Source organism: Ruminococcus sp., from assembly GCF_017650195.1.
In the GTDB taxonomy this organism is placed as follows: domain Bacteria; phylum Bacillota; class Clostridia; order Oscillospirales; family Ruminococcaceae; genus Ruminococcus.
Map to the genome: position 1 here is coordinate 1 of NZ_JAGCFH010000294.1, position 18636 is coordinate 18636.

At 47.7% G+C, this 18636-nt stretch carries 18 protein-coding genes and 1 pseudogene; 5 read left to right on the forward strand and 14 right to left on the reverse strand.

Annotated features, from left to right (window positions below; genetic code table 11):
- The 6 genes and pseudogenes from J6U00_RS13210 to miaB form a co-directional block, all read right to left on the reverse strand.
- Positions 1–1384, reverse strand: a pseudogene (locus J6U00_RS13210) (DNA mismatch repair protein MutS); the annotation flags it as partial.
- 22 nt (positions 1385–1406) lie between these two features.
- Positions 1407–1628, reverse strand: a complete 222-nt coding sequence (locus J6U00_RS13215) for a hypothetical protein (protein WP_296582574.1) — start codon at positions 1626–1628, stop codon at positions 1407–1409.
- A 29-nt stretch (positions 1629–1657) separates the two neighbouring features.
- The gene (locus J6U00_RS13220) at positions 1658–1831 is read right to left on the reverse strand and encodes a hypothetical protein (protein WP_296582576.1); all 174 of its coding nucleotides are present in this window, start codon (positions 1829–1831) and stop codon (positions 1658–1660) included.
- Positions 1832–2121: 290 nt separating this feature from the next.
- Positions 2122–2529 carry a YlbF family regulator gene (locus J6U00_RS13225; protein WP_296582578.1) on the reverse strand — a complete coding sequence of 136 codons (408 nt, stop codon included), beginning with the start codon at positions 2527–2529 and terminating at the stop codon, positions 2122–2124.
- A gap of 112 nt (positions 2530–2641) precedes the next feature.
- Positions 2642–3424 (reverse strand): hypothetical protein, encoded by a 783-nt coding sequence (locus J6U00_RS13230; RefSeq protein ID WP_296582580.1) that lies wholly within the window; start codon positions 3422–3424, stop codon positions 2642–2644.
- Positions 3421–4806, reverse strand: a complete 1386-nt coding sequence (gene miaB, locus J6U00_RS13235) for a tRNA (N6-isopentenyl adenosine(37)-C2)-methylthiotransferase MiaB (RefSeq protein WP_296582582.1) — start codon at positions 4804–4806, stop codon at positions 3421–3423. Before miaB ends, J6U00_RS13230 begins: the two co-directional genes overlap by 4 nt.
- A 201-nt stretch (positions 4807–5007) precedes the next feature.
- Here miaB and J6U00_RS13240 point away from each other — a divergent pair, with 201 nt between their 5' ends.
- The 5 genes from J6U00_RS13240 (at position 5008) to J6U00_RS13260 (ending at position 11072) form a co-directional block, all read left to right on the forward strand.
- Positions 5008–5862: an MBL fold metallo-hydrolase gene (locus J6U00_RS13240; protein WP_296582584.1), complete on the forward strand. Its 855-nt coding sequence runs from the start codon at positions 5008–5010 to the stop codon at positions 5860–5862.
- A 174-nt stretch (positions 5863–6036) separates the two neighbouring features.
- The gene (locus J6U00_RS13245; protein ID WP_296582586.1) at positions 6037–7314 is read left to right on the forward strand and encodes an adenylosuccinate synthase; all 1278 of its coding nucleotides are present in this window, start codon (positions 6037–6039) and stop codon (positions 7312–7314) included.
- 76 nt (positions 7315–7390) lie between these two features.
- Positions 7391–8608, forward strand: coding sequence for a dockerin type I domain-containing protein (locus J6U00_RS13250; RefSeq protein ID WP_296582587.1), 1218 nt, complete (start codon positions 7391–7393; stop codon positions 8606–8608).
- A gap of 27 nt (positions 8609–8635) precedes the next feature.
- Entirely contained in the window at positions 8636–9811 is a 1176-nt protein-coding gene (locus J6U00_RS13255; protein ID WP_296582589.1) for a transglutaminase domain-containing protein, read from the forward strand.
- Positions 9812–9902: 91 nt separating this feature from the next.
- Positions 9903–11072 carry a DUF308 domain-containing protein gene (locus J6U00_RS13260; protein WP_296582591.1) on the forward strand — a complete coding sequence of 390 codons (1170 nt, stop codon included), beginning with the start codon at positions 9903–9905 and terminating at the stop codon, positions 11070–11072.
- Between the two features lie 302 nt (positions 11073–11374).
- On the opposite strand, the gene spoVM is transcribed toward J6U00_RS13260, so the two are convergent.
- The 8 genes from spoVM to J6U00_RS13295 all read right to left on the reverse strand — a co-directional run.
- On the reverse strand, positions 11375–11458 hold the full coding sequence (gene spoVM, locus J6U00_RS15215; RefSeq protein WP_363251239.1) for a stage V sporulation protein SpoVM: 84 nt from the start codon (positions 11456–11458) through the stop codon (positions 11375–11377).
- 55 nt (positions 11459–11513) lie between these two features.
- Positions 11514–12158 carry a thiamine diphosphokinase gene (locus J6U00_RS13265; RefSeq protein ID WP_296582593.1) on the reverse strand — a complete coding sequence of 215 codons (645 nt, stop codon included), beginning with the start codon at positions 12156–12158 and terminating at the stop codon, positions 11514–11516.
- On the reverse strand, positions 12155–13030 hold the full coding sequence (rsgA, locus tag J6U00_RS13270) for a ribosome small subunit-dependent GTPase A (RefSeq protein WP_296582596.1): 876 nt from the start codon (positions 13028–13030) through the stop codon (positions 12155–12157). Before rsgA ends, J6U00_RS13265 begins: the two co-directional genes overlap by 4 nt.
- A 2-nt stretch (positions 13031–13032) precedes the next feature.
- Positions 13033–15396 (reverse strand): Stk1 family PASTA domain-containing Ser/Thr kinase, encoded by a 2364-nt coding sequence (gene pknB, locus J6U00_RS13275; protein ID WP_296582598.1) that lies wholly within the window; start codon positions 15394–15396, stop codon positions 13033–13035.
- A gap of 16 nt (positions 15397–15412) precedes the next feature.
- Positions 15413–16138: a Stp1/IreP family PP2C-type Ser/Thr phosphatase gene (locus J6U00_RS13280; protein WP_296582600.1), complete on the reverse strand. Its 726-nt coding sequence runs from the start codon at positions 16136–16138 to the stop codon at positions 15413–15415.
- A complete protein-coding gene (rlmN, locus tag J6U00_RS13285) occupies positions 16135–17196 on the reverse strand; it encodes a 23S rRNA (adenine(2503)-C(2))-methyltransferase RlmN (RefSeq protein ID WP_296582604.1) in 1062 nt (353 codons plus the stop codon). Before rlmN ends, J6U00_RS13280 begins: the two co-directional genes overlap by 4 nt.
- Position 17197: 1 nt before the next feature.
- Entirely contained in the window at positions 17198–18493 is a 1296-nt protein-coding gene (rsmB, locus tag J6U00_RS13290) for a 16S rRNA (cytosine(967)-C(5))-methyltransferase RsmB (RefSeq protein ID WP_296582602.1), read from the reverse strand.
- On the reverse strand, positions 18493–18636 hold a 144-nt coding region (locus J6U00_RS13295), incomplete at its 5' end, for a zinc metallopeptidase (RefSeq protein ID WP_296582606.1). The genes rsmB and J6U00_RS13295, both read right to left, overlap by 1 nt.

Below are 18636 nucleotides of genomic sequence, written 5' to 3' on the forward strand. Positions count from 1 at the left end.
CGATAATGCCTCTGCCGTTGTTCATTATATGTCTCAGCTCGTCGAGCTCCTTATTGAAGCCCTCCTTTATTACTCCGCCGTCCTTTACGGATATTGGCGGCTCGTCAATAATGGCATTCTCGACAAGGTTCACAAGCTCATCAAGGGTAGATATCTCGCTGTTGTAACGGACAATAAGCTTTGAATCACTGAGCTTTTCAAGTTCCTGCTTTATCAGAGGAAGCTGCATCGCCGTAGCAGAAAGTGATTTCAGATCTCTTGGATTCGCACTCTTGTACATGACCTTTGTCATAAGACGTTCAAGGTCGTATACTCTGTCAAGCAGAGCCTCAAGGTCTGAAAGCACAACACTTTTTCTGTAGAGAGCTTCCACAGCATCAAGGCGCTCGATTATCCTTGCAGGGCTTTTCAGGGGCTGCTCCAGCCAGCTTTTCAGGAGTCTCCGTCCCATTGAGGTCTTTGTGGAATCAAGAACCCACAGCAGGGAGCCCTTCTTCTCCTTGCTTCGGAGCGTTTCTGTGAGCTCAAGGTTCCGCCTTGCATTGAGGTCAAGGCCCATGAACTGCTCACCGCTGAGGAGCTCAATGGAAGTAAATCTCGATACCGAGGATTTCTGAGTGTCATTTATATAGTCAAAAAGTCCACATACTGCCGCACAGTCCGCCCCGTCCTCGCTTATGCCGAGCTCCGTCACCGAATTAACACCAAACACTGCCGCAGCCATATCCCTGCGAGCAGAGGGGGTAAAGCATACCGTATCACGGAGAGTAACTGCGCAGTTAAGCCGCACCTTTACGAAATCCGCCGCTGTTTTCATAGAAAGGAAGTTCTGAGGGAATATTATCTCCGCAGGCTGACAGCGGGAAAGCTCGTTGATAACATCGGCTTCAAGATCCCTGCCCTCAAAGAAGCTGAGGGAAGCCTTGCCTGTGGAAAGGTCTGCGGAAGCTACACCGCAGGTCTTGTTCTCCTCGTCGTAAAATATACTGCATATATAGTTGTTCTTCCCGTCGTCCAGCATACTGCTCTCAGTCAGAGTACCGGGAGTAACGACGCGGATAACGTCCCTGACTACTATACCCTTGGTCTCGGCAGGATCGGTGAGCTGCTCGCAGACAGCCACCTTAAAACCCATATCTATGAGCCGTTTTATGTACATATCCGCCGCATGATAAGGTACTCCGCACATGGGAGCCCTCTCATCAAGCCCACAGTCCCTGCCCGTCAGAGTGAGCTCGAGAGCCTTTGAGACGACCACTGCGTCGTCGAAGAACATCTCGTAGAAGTCGCCGAGACGAAAGAACAGCACGCAGTCCTCGTACTTGTCCTTGACTTCGAAGTACTGCTGCATCATGGGGGATATTTTACTTCTGTCGATTTCCATTGGTATGATACTCCTTTCAAACTTATGCACTAAGCGCGTAAATAATAGTAATTGCCAGCTGTCCGACGAATACTGCTATACTGATGACCGCCAGCAGTATTTTCGTTGAGTTCTTAAGCTCCGGGGCCATATCGCCGAGCTCGGTATTTATGCCGTTCCTGCGTGCCCATCTCACCAGTGTGCTGCAATTATCGTCCTTCATGCCGACCTTTATTATACGCCTGCCGCCGGAGTATATCTCCACATTTCTGCTCGGGGCGCCGTATACACTTTCTATCTGTCCGCAATCGTATCTCCTGCCGCCGATGCATATGCTGCTGCCGTTTTTATCCAGGCTCTTACCGTGCCCTTTTTAATATTTGCATAAACAGTAGCTGCAACTAAAGATACCATAAATGCAGAGTTTATGATTATCACTGCCGTATTGCCATCTTTTATGTACTTCACAAGGAACCTGATACATATAACGAAGAACATAAAAAACGAAGCATTATATCCTGCTGTCGTGGTCCACGACGTCCTTACCGCAAATTTTTCGGAAGTCTCACGGACTGTGTCCTCACAGAAGGCGTCTATGACCTAATTCTCATTCTGTTCCTTCATCGACTGTTTCAGAACAAATTTCTTTGGATGCGGCGGAATAAACTCATCCGGTACGTACAAAAGCATCATTCGGATATCAGCTAAGAGCTCTTTGCATTTATAATAAAGTCCACGTTTTTTGTTCTCATGATTTTTCAGTGACAGCCGCCGCAGGTCGCGCAGCTTCCCGTGCAACCGGATTCCGGTATCTGACAGGTATCAGGATCCTCTCCGTTCGCACACATACTGATTATCTGCTGCATATTCGATACCAGCTTTTCAAGAGCCTGCTGTGCTCCGGTATATACTATCATCTTGGGATTCTTCATGACCTTCTGATATACAGCCTTAAGCTCTGTATCCAGCTCCTTTATGCTGTCAGAGTCAGGCTCCTCGGCGCTCATTGCAGTACCAAGATTTATACGTAGATCCTCAAATCTAGCAATATCCTCCTGCAGCTCCTTGTCCTCGTCGTTAGCCTGCTTTGCAAGCGTATACGCAATGAACCTATCGTCCTGCTGCAGAGCCTTTCCCAGCTCTCTTGTCATTTCCATAATATCCATTTCTTTCTTCTCCTTAAATCATTTTTAGTCATATCATATTTATACGGCCGAGGCAGGCTGACATTTGCCTTGCTGCCCCGAACCGTAAAAAATGCTGTTTTCACAAGTAAAATCAGATACAGTAATCAAAGTAGGCGCCTTTAATCTTCTCATCAGTACCGTCCGTGTGATAGAACCATGAGGTAGCTCCTGCTTCAAAATCTGACTGGTACACATCTACAAATTCTATATACTCTATTCCCTTTTCGTTGAAGAGGTCCTCATAGCTGTCGATATTATCAAAGTTGAACGAATAGGGCTCCTTTGATTTCTTCAGGACGCCGTCTTCCATTTTCATATATTCAAAGCTGCCTGCACCCATGTGTCCCCACGCCATTACCAGATCCCCCGTATCCTTTTCGTAGGCAAAGCTGGTGTGACCGCCTCCGATAAGACCGAGATCCTTAATCTCTCCCTCGCTGTCAAGAGTGAATACATTTATCGCAAAGTCAGCCTCACAGGTGCCACGCTGGAATATAAGCTCTGGTATGCCGTTTGCATCAAGATCGAGGAAGCCATAGCATATACTTACAAGACCGTTGTTTTCTTCTGCTACCCTTTCAAATTCTGACTTTATAAAACTCTGATATATAGCAGGGTACATATCCTGTATACCGCCTGCGGACACGTCTGCCTCGTGTGTAGTAGCCGAAGCTGTTTCCGTGTCAGCTGTTGCAGTCACAGCCTCCGTGGTGGTCGTTACAGCCTCTGTTGTGATATTCGCAGCTGTGCTCTCTGCTGTGGTGGTGACTGCTGCTGTTGTGGCATCATTATTTTCGTTTCCGTTGTTTGTTGTGTCCTGACAGCCTGTCAATACTGCGGCTGAAAGACATAAAACTGTTATTGCTTTTTTCATTTTACTGAATCCCTTTCTGTTATTTTTCCCGTTACCGCCCAGTTCATAGCGCCGGTTATCTCGACATCGACGAACTGCCCGATAAGGGAGCTTGCTCCTTCAAATTCTACTATTATGAACTCGCTGCTTTTTCCGGTCAGCCAGCCCTCCTTTTTCTTTGATACATCGTCAGCAAGTACACGCATAGTCCTTCCGATGAAGCGTTTATAGTGCTCCGTGGATACCTCCCGCTGCACCTCAAGCAGCTCTCTCATGCGTCTGCCTTTTTCCTCCTCGGAGGTGCTGTCCGGCATTTCTGCCGCTTTGGTACCGGAGCGCTTCGAATATATAAACGAATAAAGATTGTCATATTGGACATTTTTTACAACATCAAGTGTTGCTCTGAAATCCTCGTCGGTCTCATCGGGGAAGCCCACTATAAGATCAGTAGTAAGTGAAAAATCAGAATCTCTGTTGCGGATATAGTCCACTATCTCAAGGTAATCCTCTATGGTGTACCGGCGGTTCATTCGCGCAAGCACCTCGCTGCTGCCGCTCTGTACCGGCAGATGCAGATGCTTTGCCACTTTTTCACATTCGAATATAGCGTCTATCAGCTCCCTTGAAGCATCCTTGGGGTGGGAAGACATAAAACGTATCCAGAAATCACCATCTATCCTGTTAAGCTCACGAAGGAGCTGCGGAAAGCTGATATCTCCGCCTAAGTCCCTGCCGTAGGAGTTGACGTTCTGACCGAGGAGCATTATCTCCTTATAGCCATCACTGACAAGCTGTCTTACCTCAGAAATAATATCCTCCGGACGGCGGCTCCTCTCACGTCCGCGCACATAAGGCACTATGCAGTACGTGCAGAAATTGTTGCAGCCGAACATTATAGGCACAGAAGCCTTGAAACTGCTGCCACGCACCTGCTCAACCGCTTCAGAAAAATCGTCATATTCAGTTATATCCGCTGAGAAGCCTGCTCCCTTAAGGGTATCAAGGAGCAACTCGGGAAGTGCGCTTATCGCCGAAGTACCCATTACAAAATCCACCTGCGGATAGGACTTCTTTATTTTTTCAGCCACATGGCTCTGAGCGGTCATGCAGCCGGCTATGCCGATAATGAGTGAAGGCTTAAGCTCCTTCAGCTTCTTCATGCTGCCCACTATTCCGTAAACGCGATCCTCCGCGTTCTCACGAACCGCACAGGTGTTGAGTATTATCAAGTCGGCTTCCTGCTCGTCCTCCGTAAAGGAGTAACCCATTTTTTTCAGCAGTCCCTGTATCTTTTCGCCGTCTGAGACGTTGAGCTGACAGCCGAAGCTCCTGACATAGGCTCGCCGGGTATTGCTGCCCAATAAGCCGTTTATTTCACTTATAACTGCGGTATTGTCCTTCAATTCGCAGAACCTCGCCTTCCAAAAATCCTGTAATAAACTATTATATCATATTATACATTATAATGCAAGTACGGATTTGCTAAAGAGGGTACGAAAAAAAATATAAGAAATTTTCATTTTTCAATACACTTTTAAGAAATTTGTGATATAATGATAATATAAAGGCACAGATCATTACGCTACGGGAAAGGAGTCTGAAACATGAAAAAAAACAGAAAGACAGCAGCCCTGCTCTTTTCGGCATTCTTTATGGCTTTATCATTATTCTCCTGCCATGAGAAGCAGGAACCCGCAAAAGCCGGAGAGCTTAAGGTAACATTTTTCGACGTAGGAAAAGCTGATGCGATACTGCTTCAGTCCGAGACTGCAAATGTAGTCATCGACTGCGGCGAAAAGGGCGACGGAAAGAAGATAAGCAAGCTGCTTGAGGCTAGCGACGCTGACACTATAGACTACCTAATAATCACCCACTTTGACAAGGACCATGTAGGCGGAGCTGCAAAGCTCATAAGAGGCTTTGACGTAAAAAACGTGCTTACTCCCGACTATGACGGCACAGTGGAGGAATACGACAAATACAAGAGCGCCCTTGCGGAAAAATCCATAACGCCAATGAAGCTTACCGAGGACGTCTCATTTACTCTCGACGGCATAGACTATACGGTCTATGCACCTAAAAAGACCTTCTACGGCGAAGACGATGAGAACGACTTCTCCCTCGTCACAAAGGTGGTACACAACAAGAACACCCTGCTCTTCACCGGCGACGCTATGGAGCAGCGCCTCGACGAAATAATGGACATCGGCACATGCACTCTGCTGAAAGTCCCGTATCACGGCAGAAAGCTTGACAATATCACTGATTTTCTCAGTGCTGTAAAGCCTAAATGCGCGGTGGTATGCACTTCCATAGGCGAATTCTCCGGCAAGGTACAGGACGCTCTCAAAAAATCCGGAGCGACCACCTATGCCACCTGTTTCAACGGTGATATAACCGCCGTAAGCAACGGCACAACCATTGAAATGTCAGTCGAGCAGGGCTCTGCTCTATATTAACGCACTTCCGGCAGGACGTCCCTTTCTTTCAGGGACGTCCTTTTTATGCCGCGGATTTATTTGACGTGAGTGTTGCATTTTTTCACAGAGTGTGTTATAATAGATTGTAAGTGTGCATTTTGGCAGTTACAGGTACTGCCGGCACAAATAATTATTATGAAAAGAGGAAAACAAATGCCTGCAAATATTGTAGTCGGAACTCAATGGGGAGACGAAGGAAAAGGCAAGATCATAGATATCCTTGCTTCCCGTGCAGATGTTGTAGTCCGTTCACAGGGCGGAAACAACGCAGGTCACACAGTTGTAAATAACGGAGAGGTCTATAAGCTCCACCTTGTACCTTCGGGTATCCTTTACCCGAATGCCCTCAACCTTATCGGTGCAGGTGTCGTTCTTGATCCCAAAGACTTCATCGGCGAGCTTGATAACCTTGAATCAAGAGGTATAAAGACTCTCGGTCACTTAAAAGTCGACCCCCGTGCTCAGATCGTAATGCCTTGGCATATCGCTCTTGACGGTCTCTCTGAGGCTTTCCGCGGCGGCAAGGACATCGGTACTACAAAAAGAGGCATAGGACCTACATATATGGATAAATACGAGCGCTGCGGAATCCGTATGTATGATCTCGTTCATCCCGAGGTGCTGGCGGAGAAGATACAGTCCACAGGAAGGCTCAAAAACGAGATAATCACTAAGGTATACGGCGGAGAGGCATTTGACCTTGACGCTGTTACAAAGGAGTATACAGAGTACGGCAAGCGTCTTCTCCCATACATGGATGACGTTTCGGTGCTCACATTTGAAGCTCACAAGGCAGGCAAGACCATAATGTTCGAAGGCGCACAGGCTACTCTCCTCGATATCGACTTCGGTACATACCCCTACGTTACCTCCTCGCATCCTCTCTCGGCAGGCGTATGCGTAGGCACAGGCGTAGGTCCTAAGGTAATAACCAATATCATCGGTGTTGCAAAGGCTTATACCACCCGTGTAGGCAAGGGTCCATTCCCGACGGAGCTCGATGATGCAACAGGCGATCAAATAAGAAATGTAGGCGGCGAGTTCGGTACTACTACAGGCAGACCAAGAAGAACAGGCTGGTTCGACGCAGTCATAGTACGTCACTCCGTAAGAGTTAACGGACTTGACAGTCTCGCTATCAACAAGCTGGATACTCTCGCAAATATAGATACTCTCAAAATGTGCGTGGCTTATAAGAAGCCCGACGGCAGTGTTATAAAGGAATTTCCTCCAACTCTGGAGGAGCTCGAGGGCTGTGAGCCAATATACGAGGAATTCCCGGGCTTTACCGAGGATATATCCAAGTGTAGGAGCTTCGACGAACTCCCTGCAAACTGCAAGAGCTATATAGCCCGTCTTGAAGAGCTGGTAGGCTGCCACGTAAGCATGGTGGGCATAGGTCCTGACAGAGCACAGATACTTGAAAGGTAAATAATATGCGTTCAGCCGCTTCGGCGGCTGTTTGCTTATAAACAAGATATTTTTATCAATAACTGGGAGGTCGGCCATGAAATTCACTAAAAAACTCACAACAGCCGCAGCTGCGGCAGTACTTTGTGTAACATCAGCAACTCCGGCATACACAGCAGCAGAAACATCGGCTGTGGTATACGACGGTCAGGGAAATATCACTTTCTCTCTCGAAGTCAACGAAAATACTCCTCGCTTCGGCAGCGTTGACGAAGCGGCTGAATTCGTAAAGGCTCAGCTAAAGCAACACGTTACCGAGTTCGACCTGTTAGTCACTGACTGGGTACCGGCAGACGAAGATAACGACATAACAGACTGTATCAGCGAAAAACTCATCATTATAACCGATGACCCTACTGAGGGTCTGTACCTTTCACTCACAGCTAACATCACATGCGGCTGCCTTTATCCATCGGAGGGCGCATATGCCAAATATAACGTGGAATACTACAACACCCCCGAGGAAGAGGCGGAGCTCACAGAGATAATCGACAATCTCAAGGATACTCCGGAATATATTGCTGTGAAGGATTCTGACATATACGACAGGATACTCTGGGCTTACGATATCGTCGTATCAAATATGGATATCCACGAAGACCTTATGGACAGCGACTACTGCACCGCCTACAGCGCCGTGATAAAGAAGAAGGCAAACGAGTCCGGACAGGTGCATTTCCTCATAAGACTGCTTCAGGAAATAGGAGTACAGCCCATGCTGTATCTTACCAATCTCTCAAGCCTTTCTAACGACGGTATCGGCTGTCATCTCCTCGTTATGGCGAAGATAGACGATAAATATTATTTTCTCGACCCCGTATGGGATCATCTTATGGGCGGAAGTCAGCACCGCTTCTTCCTCAAGGGCTATGCAGACCTTGACAGTGAAAGCGACGGCAGCGATGAATTCACCCATATCCACCTCTTCCAGCTCTTTGATATCCCGATAGATGAGGCTATGCAGGATTCTGAAATGGCTCGCACAGCCTACATCAGATGTACCTATGGAGACGTGAACATAGACGGCGAGGTAAATGCCGTAGACGCTTCACTGGTGCTCAGAGAGTACTCCCTGCTCTCTGGTGAGACGCAGAGTGGAAGCTTCACCGATGCTCAGAAGAAAGCCGCTGATATCGACGAAAACGGCTTTGTAGACGCAGTTGATGCTTCCCGTATACTCTCATACTACGCTTATATTTCAACAATAGAAGAAGGAGTTGCTCCTGAAGGTATAAAGGAGCACTCTGTAAAATAAGCTCTTTATACAAAAGGAGGTCTTAATGTGAAATTCACTATAAAAACAGCTGCTCTGCTGTCGGCTGCCGTGCTTGCTTTCGCAGCTCCGGCACCACTATACGTGGCCGCTGAACAATCGTCCGTATCTGATGATGTGAAGGAGTATGTATGCTCCTCGGACAGTGAAGCAGCACAGATAATAAGACAGTCACTGAAAGATCATTCCGAAGAATTTACAATAGAACTTCCGGATAACGGCGAGGATCAGAAGGAAAAAGGCTTTCAATTGGTGTACGATGCCTTCGGCGAGACCGGCAGCGGAACCGATGGCGACTACCTGAGATTCTCAGTACACGGCTTCAAATGCAGCTTATCCAAGCTTGACGGGAAGCTTGTCATGAAGTACAGTTTTACCTACTATACCACCCTTGAGGAGGAAGCCACCCTGACAAAAAAGCTGGAAGAAGTTATGTCCGAAAATAATTTCAGCAGTATCACTGGCGACTACAACAAGATACGCAGCATCTATCAGTACATCACTTCAACAGTACAGTATTCCGAGGACGAGGAGGACGACTATGCCTTCACCGCCTACAGCGCGCTTATAAGAAAAAGCGCCGTATGTCAGGGAGTCACTCAGCTGCTCTACCGTATATACAACGACTGCGGTATTCCCTGCCGGATAATAGCTGGCAAGACCTACGATATAACAAACAGTATTGAAAAGGGAAATCATGTATGGCTGATAGTAAAGCTCGACGGACTGTACTATTACCTTGATCCTACATGGGACATGAAGTTCGGAGGCAAATCCTTCTACTACTTCCTAAAAGGCAGCTCTGACTTTGATTCCGCTGCACCGAGACTCATGCACAAGGCGACGAACGATAACCAGAAAACCTTCCCTGACTACAACTCGGAGAGTTTCGCTGCTGATTACCCCATATCCAATGAAGCCTACAAGACTCCGGAGTACTGCCCCGGTGACGTAAACGGCGACAAACTTATAGACGCAGTGGACGCATCACTCATTCTTGCGGAGTACGCACGCCTTTCCACAGGAAATTACAGCTCATTCAGCTCAACTCAGTCATTATATGCGGACGTTGACCGCAGCGGAACAGTTGACGCGGTGGACGCTTCCACAGTACTGGCATACTACGCAGTTGTATCAAACGAATCAGATATAACTCTTTCCGACTTTATAAAACTGGGTAAATAACATTTTTCACGTCCATGTCAATTGCGCAAGCGACTGTCTTCAACTGAAAAAATTATATTCCCGTAAAAATTCATTAACCGAGGTGTTTATTATGTATGATGAAAAGAACCCTGCAGGCGGTATCCCGGAAGAAATAGACTATACGCCCGATAATGCCAGAAAGGGCGCTCCCCAGGGCGTATCTGCCCCTGTTCTTGACGACTTCGGATATACCGCTCCTTCCGCAAGAAAGGACGGTCCCACAGGTGTTTCGGCACCAGTGCTCGACGATATGAGCTCCTACAGTCAGGGCTCTGAGAAAAAGGGTGCTCCCACGGGAGTATCAGCTCCCGTACTCGACGACGGAATGCAGTACACCGAAACAGCTGCCAGAAAGGGCGATCCTACTGGAGTATCAGCTCCTGTTCTAGACAACAGTGCTCCTTATATCCACGAAAAGCTCGTTCTCACAGACGAGGACATAATAAACGGTTTAACTCCCGATCTCAAAGCGCGGTTCGACGCGCTCCCTGCCGACAAGCAGCAGCAGATCATCGACATGAGGAGGACTCAGCTTGGCGCTGTAGCACCTGCGGAGGATATAAAAGCTCCTATACTCGACGAGGATAACTATACTCCTCCTTCGAAGAAGGAGGAGCAAAAGCAGCCTGAGGCTCCCATAGCCGCTCCTATACTGGATGACGAACCGGAGCCGCCAAAGTATAAGCCTAAATACGTAGACGAAGACCTTGAAAGAGCCAAGGCTGAGGCTTCAAAAAAAGCGGTGTCCTCACAACTCGTATCTGATCAGAAGGATTCTGAAGCAAGCCGCAGAATGATGCTGGAACTCAAGGAACAGGCTCGTCAGCAGCAGGCTGAAAAAGGCTTCCATATCGTATTAGTGCTTGCTGTGCTCGGCGTTATAGCAGCCGCTATGTTCTATATTTTCTATTCGGGAGCAGCCTCATTCCCATACAAGGGAGAGCTTGGCGGTATAAAGGCTGTAGTTGAGAACTCTTCTATCTATATCGCTGCTATAGTAGGTGTACTGTCACTTGCCCTCATAGCCGGTATCGGTGGTCTGAAAACTCTCACATCGGTTATCATGCTGCTTTTCGGTATAATCCAGATAGTGCCTGGTATAATGATGATACCACAACATGACGGAAACAGTGTGCTGAAAATAGTGTTCTATGCTGTTCCGCTCATACTCTCATGGGTAATATTCTTCATGCTTGCCAGCAGCGAAGAAGTTGGACAGTTCTTCAGCAGAAAAAAATAGCATAATATCTGACGGGCGGCGCAGTTCCGCCCGTTTTTTTTGCGTGCTCGATTCGGGGCAAAGCCCCTATGAATCAGGCCGTCGGTGACGCCTTCCTCCATTCTCAATTCTCCACTCTCTTTACATTCTGTTGCTGTAAGCGATGTACAATTATCGACTTTTTTAATAGTTAGTGGGTTTACGAGTGAAACGTAGCAAGCGGTCGAGCTGGCTTATATCGAATTAGAAAGCCATAAAGGAGTGAATGTGAGTCAGATTTTGACAGGTCTGTCGACTCACTCCTTTATGGCTTTTCCGTTATGCTACTGCTCTTCCTTTTTTATGCCAAATATCACTCTCAGCAATCCTGATATGAATCTTGGGCTTTTTATGACTACTATCTTCAATATGTACTCCCTCCTTTGATGATATACTCCATTATATTCATCAAAGGCGTTTTTGTTACTCTTTATCGGTGAGAATTATCAGCGCAAGGCCGTGATTTATGCGCAGTGAAGCCTTTTCACCCACTATTTCATTGCTTACTCCTATGGGGAAGGACTGAACCATAAGATAATCCTCAAGGGGGTATTTAACGCCGCGGAGATAGTCTATACCTATGGATTCCGAAAGTGCAAACACCGATATATAAATACTCTTGCCGCCACTCTTGTATGTAACATCGCCGTCATCCGGGCTCTGCACCGTAAGCACACTGTCTCCGAGTATCTTCAGGTCACAGCCCTGCTGCAGAGCATATATCATTGTCTGTATATTGGCTATGGAGTGCTCAAAGCGCTTCCCACCCAGAGCTCCGTAAAGCTCGATATTCTTGAAGCCGAGCTCTATTGCCTTCTTTACCGCCATAAGAGTATCAGTATCATCCTTTTCGGGTATACTTGCTATAACCTCGGCATCGTCAGGAAGCTTTTCGGTAAAAGAGTCGAAATCACCTGTAACGATATCCGGCTTTATACCGAATCTCCTTGCATTATACAAGCCGCTGTCAGCGCATATTATACAGCCGAAGCCGTCCCAGTAGCCTTTAGTATTATATGGCTCCCTGTCAGGCATATCTCCGCCGGCTATTATTGCACATTTCTTCATTTCAGTTCCCACTCCTTCAGCTGTTTTGCTTCCTCGTACATGGTCTTGTAGCTTTCGTGACGGCTGCGGGATATTTCTCCTCTCTCCACTGCCGCAACTACCGCACACCCCTTCTCGCATATGTGGGCGCAGTCTCTAAAACGGCACTCCTCCGTAAGTCCTTCAAACTCCCGGAAACAGCCTGCAAGCTCCTCCTTACGTATGATATCATACCGGTTGGTATCAAAGGTGGAAAATCCGGGTGTATCCGCTATATATCCGCCTCCGCTGAGCTTGTACAGCTCCGCGTGACGCGTGGTATGCCTTCCTCTGCCCAGCTTGCGGCTTATCTCTCCTGTGGCTATATTCAGTGTAGGATCGACAGCGTTGAGAAGAGTGGACTTTCCGGCTCCGGAATTTCCCGTAAAGGCACTTATTTGTCCCCGAAGCAGTTCCCTGACAGCTTCCACAGAGCTCTCGTCATCATAGCTGACCTCTGCCACATCTATGCCAATACCTCTATATATCTCGTGTATAGGCCGGCTGTCGCCAAGATCAGTCTTAGTGATGACCACCACTGGAGTTATTCCCTTGTACTCAGCTATGGCTATGAACTTGTCAAGTATAAGGTAATTCGGGGCAGGTTCACAGGTAGACACTATAAATATGAGCTGGTCAAGGTTTGCAAGAGGAGGTCTGATTATACAGTTTTTGCGTTCGGCTATATCGGCTATAACTCCGTTTTCCACCGTTACCCTGTCGCCGACGCAGGGGCTTATCCCTCTGTTGCGGAAAACTCCCCTCGCTTTGCACTCATATATACCGTCAGGGGACTCTACACTGTAGAGTCCCCCTAAGCATTTTATTATTATTCCGCAGAATTTATCTGCCATTATTAGTCGAACCACTCCCAAACAGTCATGCCGTTATCCTTTGTTACCCATGAACCATTAGTACCGGGCTCATAAGGAGTCCATGCATCAGGTGTCCTGTATTCACCGTTCTGTCCAGGTATCCTCTCTTCTGTAGAAGGCTCTGTTACATAAGCCTGCGTCGTTGTTGTTTCCACAGAAACTGTAGTGGCCACTGTTGTTGTCTGAGCAAAGCCGTTTACCTGAGTGAGGGCACCGAAGATATCCTCGGAATCAGTTGTATACCTTCCGCTTGCAAAGTCAAAAGTATACGTACCTAAGTGAGCTCTAATTGTGTTTGCGTTATTTGTAAGGTATGCCTCAGCCTTAACATTCTTGCCTGAACCCTTGATGTTTCTTGAAAGACTAGGCCACTCAGGACAGAGAACAGTACCAAGTGATTCAACCGAGGTCTTGCCCTTTTCGTCCTTAAGAACGATATCTACGCTGAATGTTCCCCTTGCGTCTGCTGGGAAGCTAAGTGAGAAGTCTACGCTTCCGTCAGGGATAGTACCGTCGCTGACATAGAGTATGATCTCGTCGCCTGCTGCTATAACTGTATCCTTTTCAGGCTCCTGACGTACAACGATACCCTCCTTCTCGTAGGATGGCTCTCTCTCTGTTTTTACTTTCAGGTTCTGAAATCCTGCCTTGACAGCTGCGTCCTTAGCAGTCATACCTACATAGTATTCCATTTTTATAGGCTCGGCGTTTGGTCCCATGCTTACATAAAGTATTACCTTTGAGCCCTTGGGGACCTCTTCACCCTCCTCGGGAGATGTCTTGATAACGTAATTAGGCTTTACCTCAGCGTCGGAGGTCTTTCTTATCTCAGCCTCAAGACCTCTTTCGGTAAGCTGCATCTTGGCAAGGTCCGCATTGAAATCCCTTAGCTTCGGCACCTCAACAGTCTGCATACCCTTACTTACAACGACCTTGCATACATCATGGGTCTTGAAAGGTTCGTCCTTGGCGATACTCTGCTTGATGATAACGCCCTCGTCAGCCTCGTTGTACTCTGTTCCGCTAACCTCTATATTGATGTCTTCGCCATACTTCTGACATGCTATATTGTAATCAATACCTACGAGCTCGGGCATCTTCTTTACATTCTTGCCAGAAACGTTTGAAATATAAGGTATGAGAAGCGATACTACAAATATTACAGCAACGATGATAACTACCACCACTATTGCAGAAAGCACTGGTATTACCAGTGATGAACGCTCTTCTTCCTCGTCATCGTCGTCGTCATCAGCGTTATAATTATTGTAATTGTCCGTATAAGCGTCGTTATACCTCTGGGATACTGAGCCGCCGGAAGAATATCCACCGCCTGCTCTGCCTGCTCCGCTGGCGCTTCCTGCCAGTGCAGCAGCAACTGCCGGAGCCTTAGCCTTTGAGGCGTAGGCATTGGCAACCTCCTGTCTGCTCTCGGACTGTACCTCTGTACCTGCATTGCTGTCAAGGATATCCTCAGGCTCCTCGTCCTCCTCGGCATAGTAACCGAAGGATATATGTGGGTCTGCCTTGAAGGCTTCGATATCGCTTATCATCTCGGCAGTAGTCTGGTATCTATCCTCGGGAGCCTTTTCCATAGCTCTGAGCACTATCTCCTCAAGGCCGTCGGGAATATCGGGATTGATAGCCCTCGGACGCTCCGGGATATCATGCATGTGCATAACTGCGATAGCAACGGGATTATCACTGTCGAATGGCTTTCTGCCGGTAAGCATCTCGTACATCATTGCTCCTACCGAGTAGATATCACTCTTGGCATCAGTAACGTTTCCGCTTGCCTGCTCGGGGCTTATATAGTGAACGCTTCCGATGGCCTGATCGGTAGCTGTCTTTCCTTCCTCACGTGCGAACTTTGCAATACCGAAGTCCATGACCTTGATAGTGCCATCGGTGAACATCATGATGTTCTGAGGCTTGATATCGCGATGAACTATGCCCTTGTCATGAGCATGCTGGAGGGCTCGGAGTATCTGTATAACAAAGTGTACCGTATCCTTCCATGTAAGGACCTTTTCCTCCTCAATGTACTCCTTCAGCGTAATACCGTCGATATATTCCATAACGATATACTGTATCTTCTCGGAGAAGCCTACGTCGTATATCTTAACGATATTAGGATGAGAGAGCACTGCGATCGCCTTTGACTCGTTCCTGAAACGACGGAGGAACTCTTCGTTCTCAGCAAATTCCTTTTTCAGTATCTTGATAGCGATTGTTTTGTTGTCGATAACGTCAACGCCTTTATATACCTCTGCCATACCGCCGACGCCGATAAGCTCTGTTATTTCATACCTTCCGTCGAGCTTCTTGCCAATATTCTTGTCCATTTCCTTTCCTCCTGCATTAGTCAGAAATCACCGCGACGGTAACATTGTCACGGCCGCCCTTGGAGAGCGATAATTTGATAAGTTCGTCTGCAACGTCATCAAAATCGGAATTAAGTATGACATTGTATATTTCATCGTCGCTGCAATAGCCCGAAAGGCCGTCCGAGCACAGCAGCAGACTGATCTTGTCCTCATAATCGAGCATAAACGTGTCAGTAAGCACTGTTTTTTCAACGCCTACCGCTCTTACGAGCATATGCTTCTGAGGGTGTACCTCCATTTCCTCCTCGGTTATCTTACCCTGTTCAAAGAGCACCGAGGCTACGTTATGATCGGTAGTGATCTTATATAAGCCGGTGTCGGTTATCAGATAGGCTCTGCTGTCGCCGACGTTGGCAATGAAGGCTGTTTTGTTGGTGACGAAGGCAGCAACACAGGTCGTACCCATGCCGAAGTTCTTGAAATCGAACCTTGCCCGCGTATATATCACGGAATTTGCTGCCGAGACTGAGGAGATAAGGAGCTTGCGGATATCCTCGTCATTCAGGCTTTCCTTGTAGTCAGCCGAGAAGCGCTGAAAGAATTCCTCCACAGCAAGCTCTCCCGCTTCCTTGCCTGCGCGTTCGCCGCCCATACCGTCGCATACGACGGCAAGTACATTATGGCCGAAATATTCGCATCTTACCGCGTCCTGGTTTTCCTCCCGGGCAAGACCGATATCCGTGCCGTAGCGAAACCTCAAGTATCCGCACCCCCATTCTGTTTGCTTTGTTTATCGGCGTCTCGTCTCAACTGACCGCACGCCGCTTCGATATCACTACCGAGAGTTCTTCTCACGGTAGCGTTTATCCCCCGCCTGCCCAGCTGCCTTGCGAATTCGGCAACTCCTGAGCGGGCTGTGTGATAATTTCGTTCCCTAACCTTATTAACGGGGATAAGGTTAACATGGCAGTTCATACCGCGAAGCAGCTTCGCAAGCTTATCGGCATCTGCCGCGGACGAATTCACATCGTCGATAACGGCGTACTCAAAGGTGACACGCCGTCCCGTAGTATCAATATAGTATCTACAAGCCTCAATAAGGCTGCTGAGATCGTATTTTCTGTTTACAGGCATAATAGCGCTCCTGCCCTCGTTGTCCGCACAGTGGAGCGAAACTGAAAGGGTTAGCTGTAACTTTTTATCAGCCAGCTCGTAGATACGCGGTACTATGCCGCAGGTTGAAAGAGATACATGGCGAAGGCTCATATCGTTTCCATCCTTGTGGGACAGCAGGCTGAGGAACTTCATGACATTTTCAAAGTTGTCAAGAGGTTCGCCGATACCCATGAGCACAACTCCCGAGACCTTTTTACCCGAATCGCGCTCCGTCTCGTAGATCTGAAGCAGTATCTCCGAGGGAGCAAGGCTCCTTACGTACCCTGCGATGGCAGAGGCACAGAAATTACAGCCCATTTTGCAACCCACCTGAGTTGAAACACAGATACTGTATCCGTAGCTGTATTCCATAAGGACAGTCTCCACAAAATTGCCGTCAGAAAGCCTATAAAGATATTTTACCGTATTATCTATAGCAGATTCAAGCTTTTTCTGCATAAATAGTCCATTTATACAAAATTTTTCTTTCAGAGTACTGCGCAATTGGATAGATATATCAGTCATTTTGTCGAAATCAAGGACTCTTTTCACATGTAGCCACTGAAATACCTGTTTAGCACGGAATTTCTTTTCACCGAGACCAGCGAGGATATCTTCCAGTTCTGCCAGATCAAGACTGAGGATATCGGTCTTTTCCAATATATCACCTTACTTTTCTGAATTTGGAAATAAAAAAGCCGCTGCCGTATTCAGGCGGCATAAGAGTTGCCATAGTTCCGAATCTTCGACCGAGCATATCCGGCAGCTCAACCGCTTCTATTTCGGTATGTTCCCGGAGAAGCCTTTCACAGACCTCCTCGTTCTCGGCTTTCCTCACCGTACAGGTAGAATAGACGAGAGTACCGCCGGCTTCAAGATAACTGAGCGCGTTGCTCACTATTTTATATTGTATATCCGGGAGTCCCGCAAAGTCCAAAAAGCTCTTGTACTTTATCTCCGGCTTGCTGCCAATGACTCCCAGTCCCGAACATGGGACATCGCAGAGTATCTTGCTGAACTTGGGAAGTTCAGCATTGAATTTTGAAGCGTCTCCTGCCGCTGCCCTTATATTGGTAAGGCCAAGTCTCTCAGCGCCCTTCCGTATGAGCTCCGCACGCTTTTCGTGAAGGTCGAAGGCGTATATCTCGCCCCTGTCGTTCATGAGCTCCGCCATAGTGAAGGTCTTGCCTCCAGGAGCCGCGCATATATCAAGGACTCTGTCCTGCTCAGAGGGAGCCAGAGCCTGACAGCACAGCTGCGAAGCAAGTCCCTGAACGTGAAAAAAGCCCTTTTTAAAGGCATCTGTCGCGGTGACATCTCCGCTCTGCACTGCAAAGCAGCTATCGCTGAGCTTTTCAGCTTCAATTCCGCCAAGAGCCGAAAGAAATTCCTCTTCTGTACATATAATCGTATTGAGCCGTAGATATGTGACAGATTTTTCAAGAGAAGCTGAAAGGAATCTCTCCGCAGTCTCGCTGCCGTAATCCTCAGTAAGGCTTTTTACAAGCTCCTCAGGTGCCGAATACTTCACAGAAGCAGCCATTGTACTGTCCTTTGGGAGCTTAAGCTCCTTTCCGCTGCGGATAAAGTTGCGCAGGACTGCATTCACCATTCCCGAGGCGCTTGTCTTGCGGAATTTCTTCGCAAGTGCTACGCTCTCGTTTACTGCAGCACTGTCAGGCACACTGTCCATGTACATTATCTGATACACGCCGCAACGCAGTATATTGAGGACTATGCTGTCCAGCCTGTCTATAGGACGTGAACTGAGTCCGCTGATTATATAGTCAAGGGTGATTCTGCGCTCGATAACGCCGTAGTATACAGCCGAGCTCAGCTTCCTTCCCCTTTCGTCAAGGTCTGAGTTCTTCAGACCGCTGTCCAGCTGCAAATTGGAATAGCTGTCGCTGACGAATGTCTTGTCGAGTAGCTTTACAGCAAGATACCGAGGGTCTGTCATTATCTTCTTCTTACTGAAAGGAGAAGTCTGAGAAGCTGGAGGAGAGAAGATACAAGACCTGCAACATAGGTAAGAGCCGCTGCCTTGAGTACCTTCTGTGCATGAGGCACCTCAGCCATTTCGAGTATACCGTCGCGTTCAAG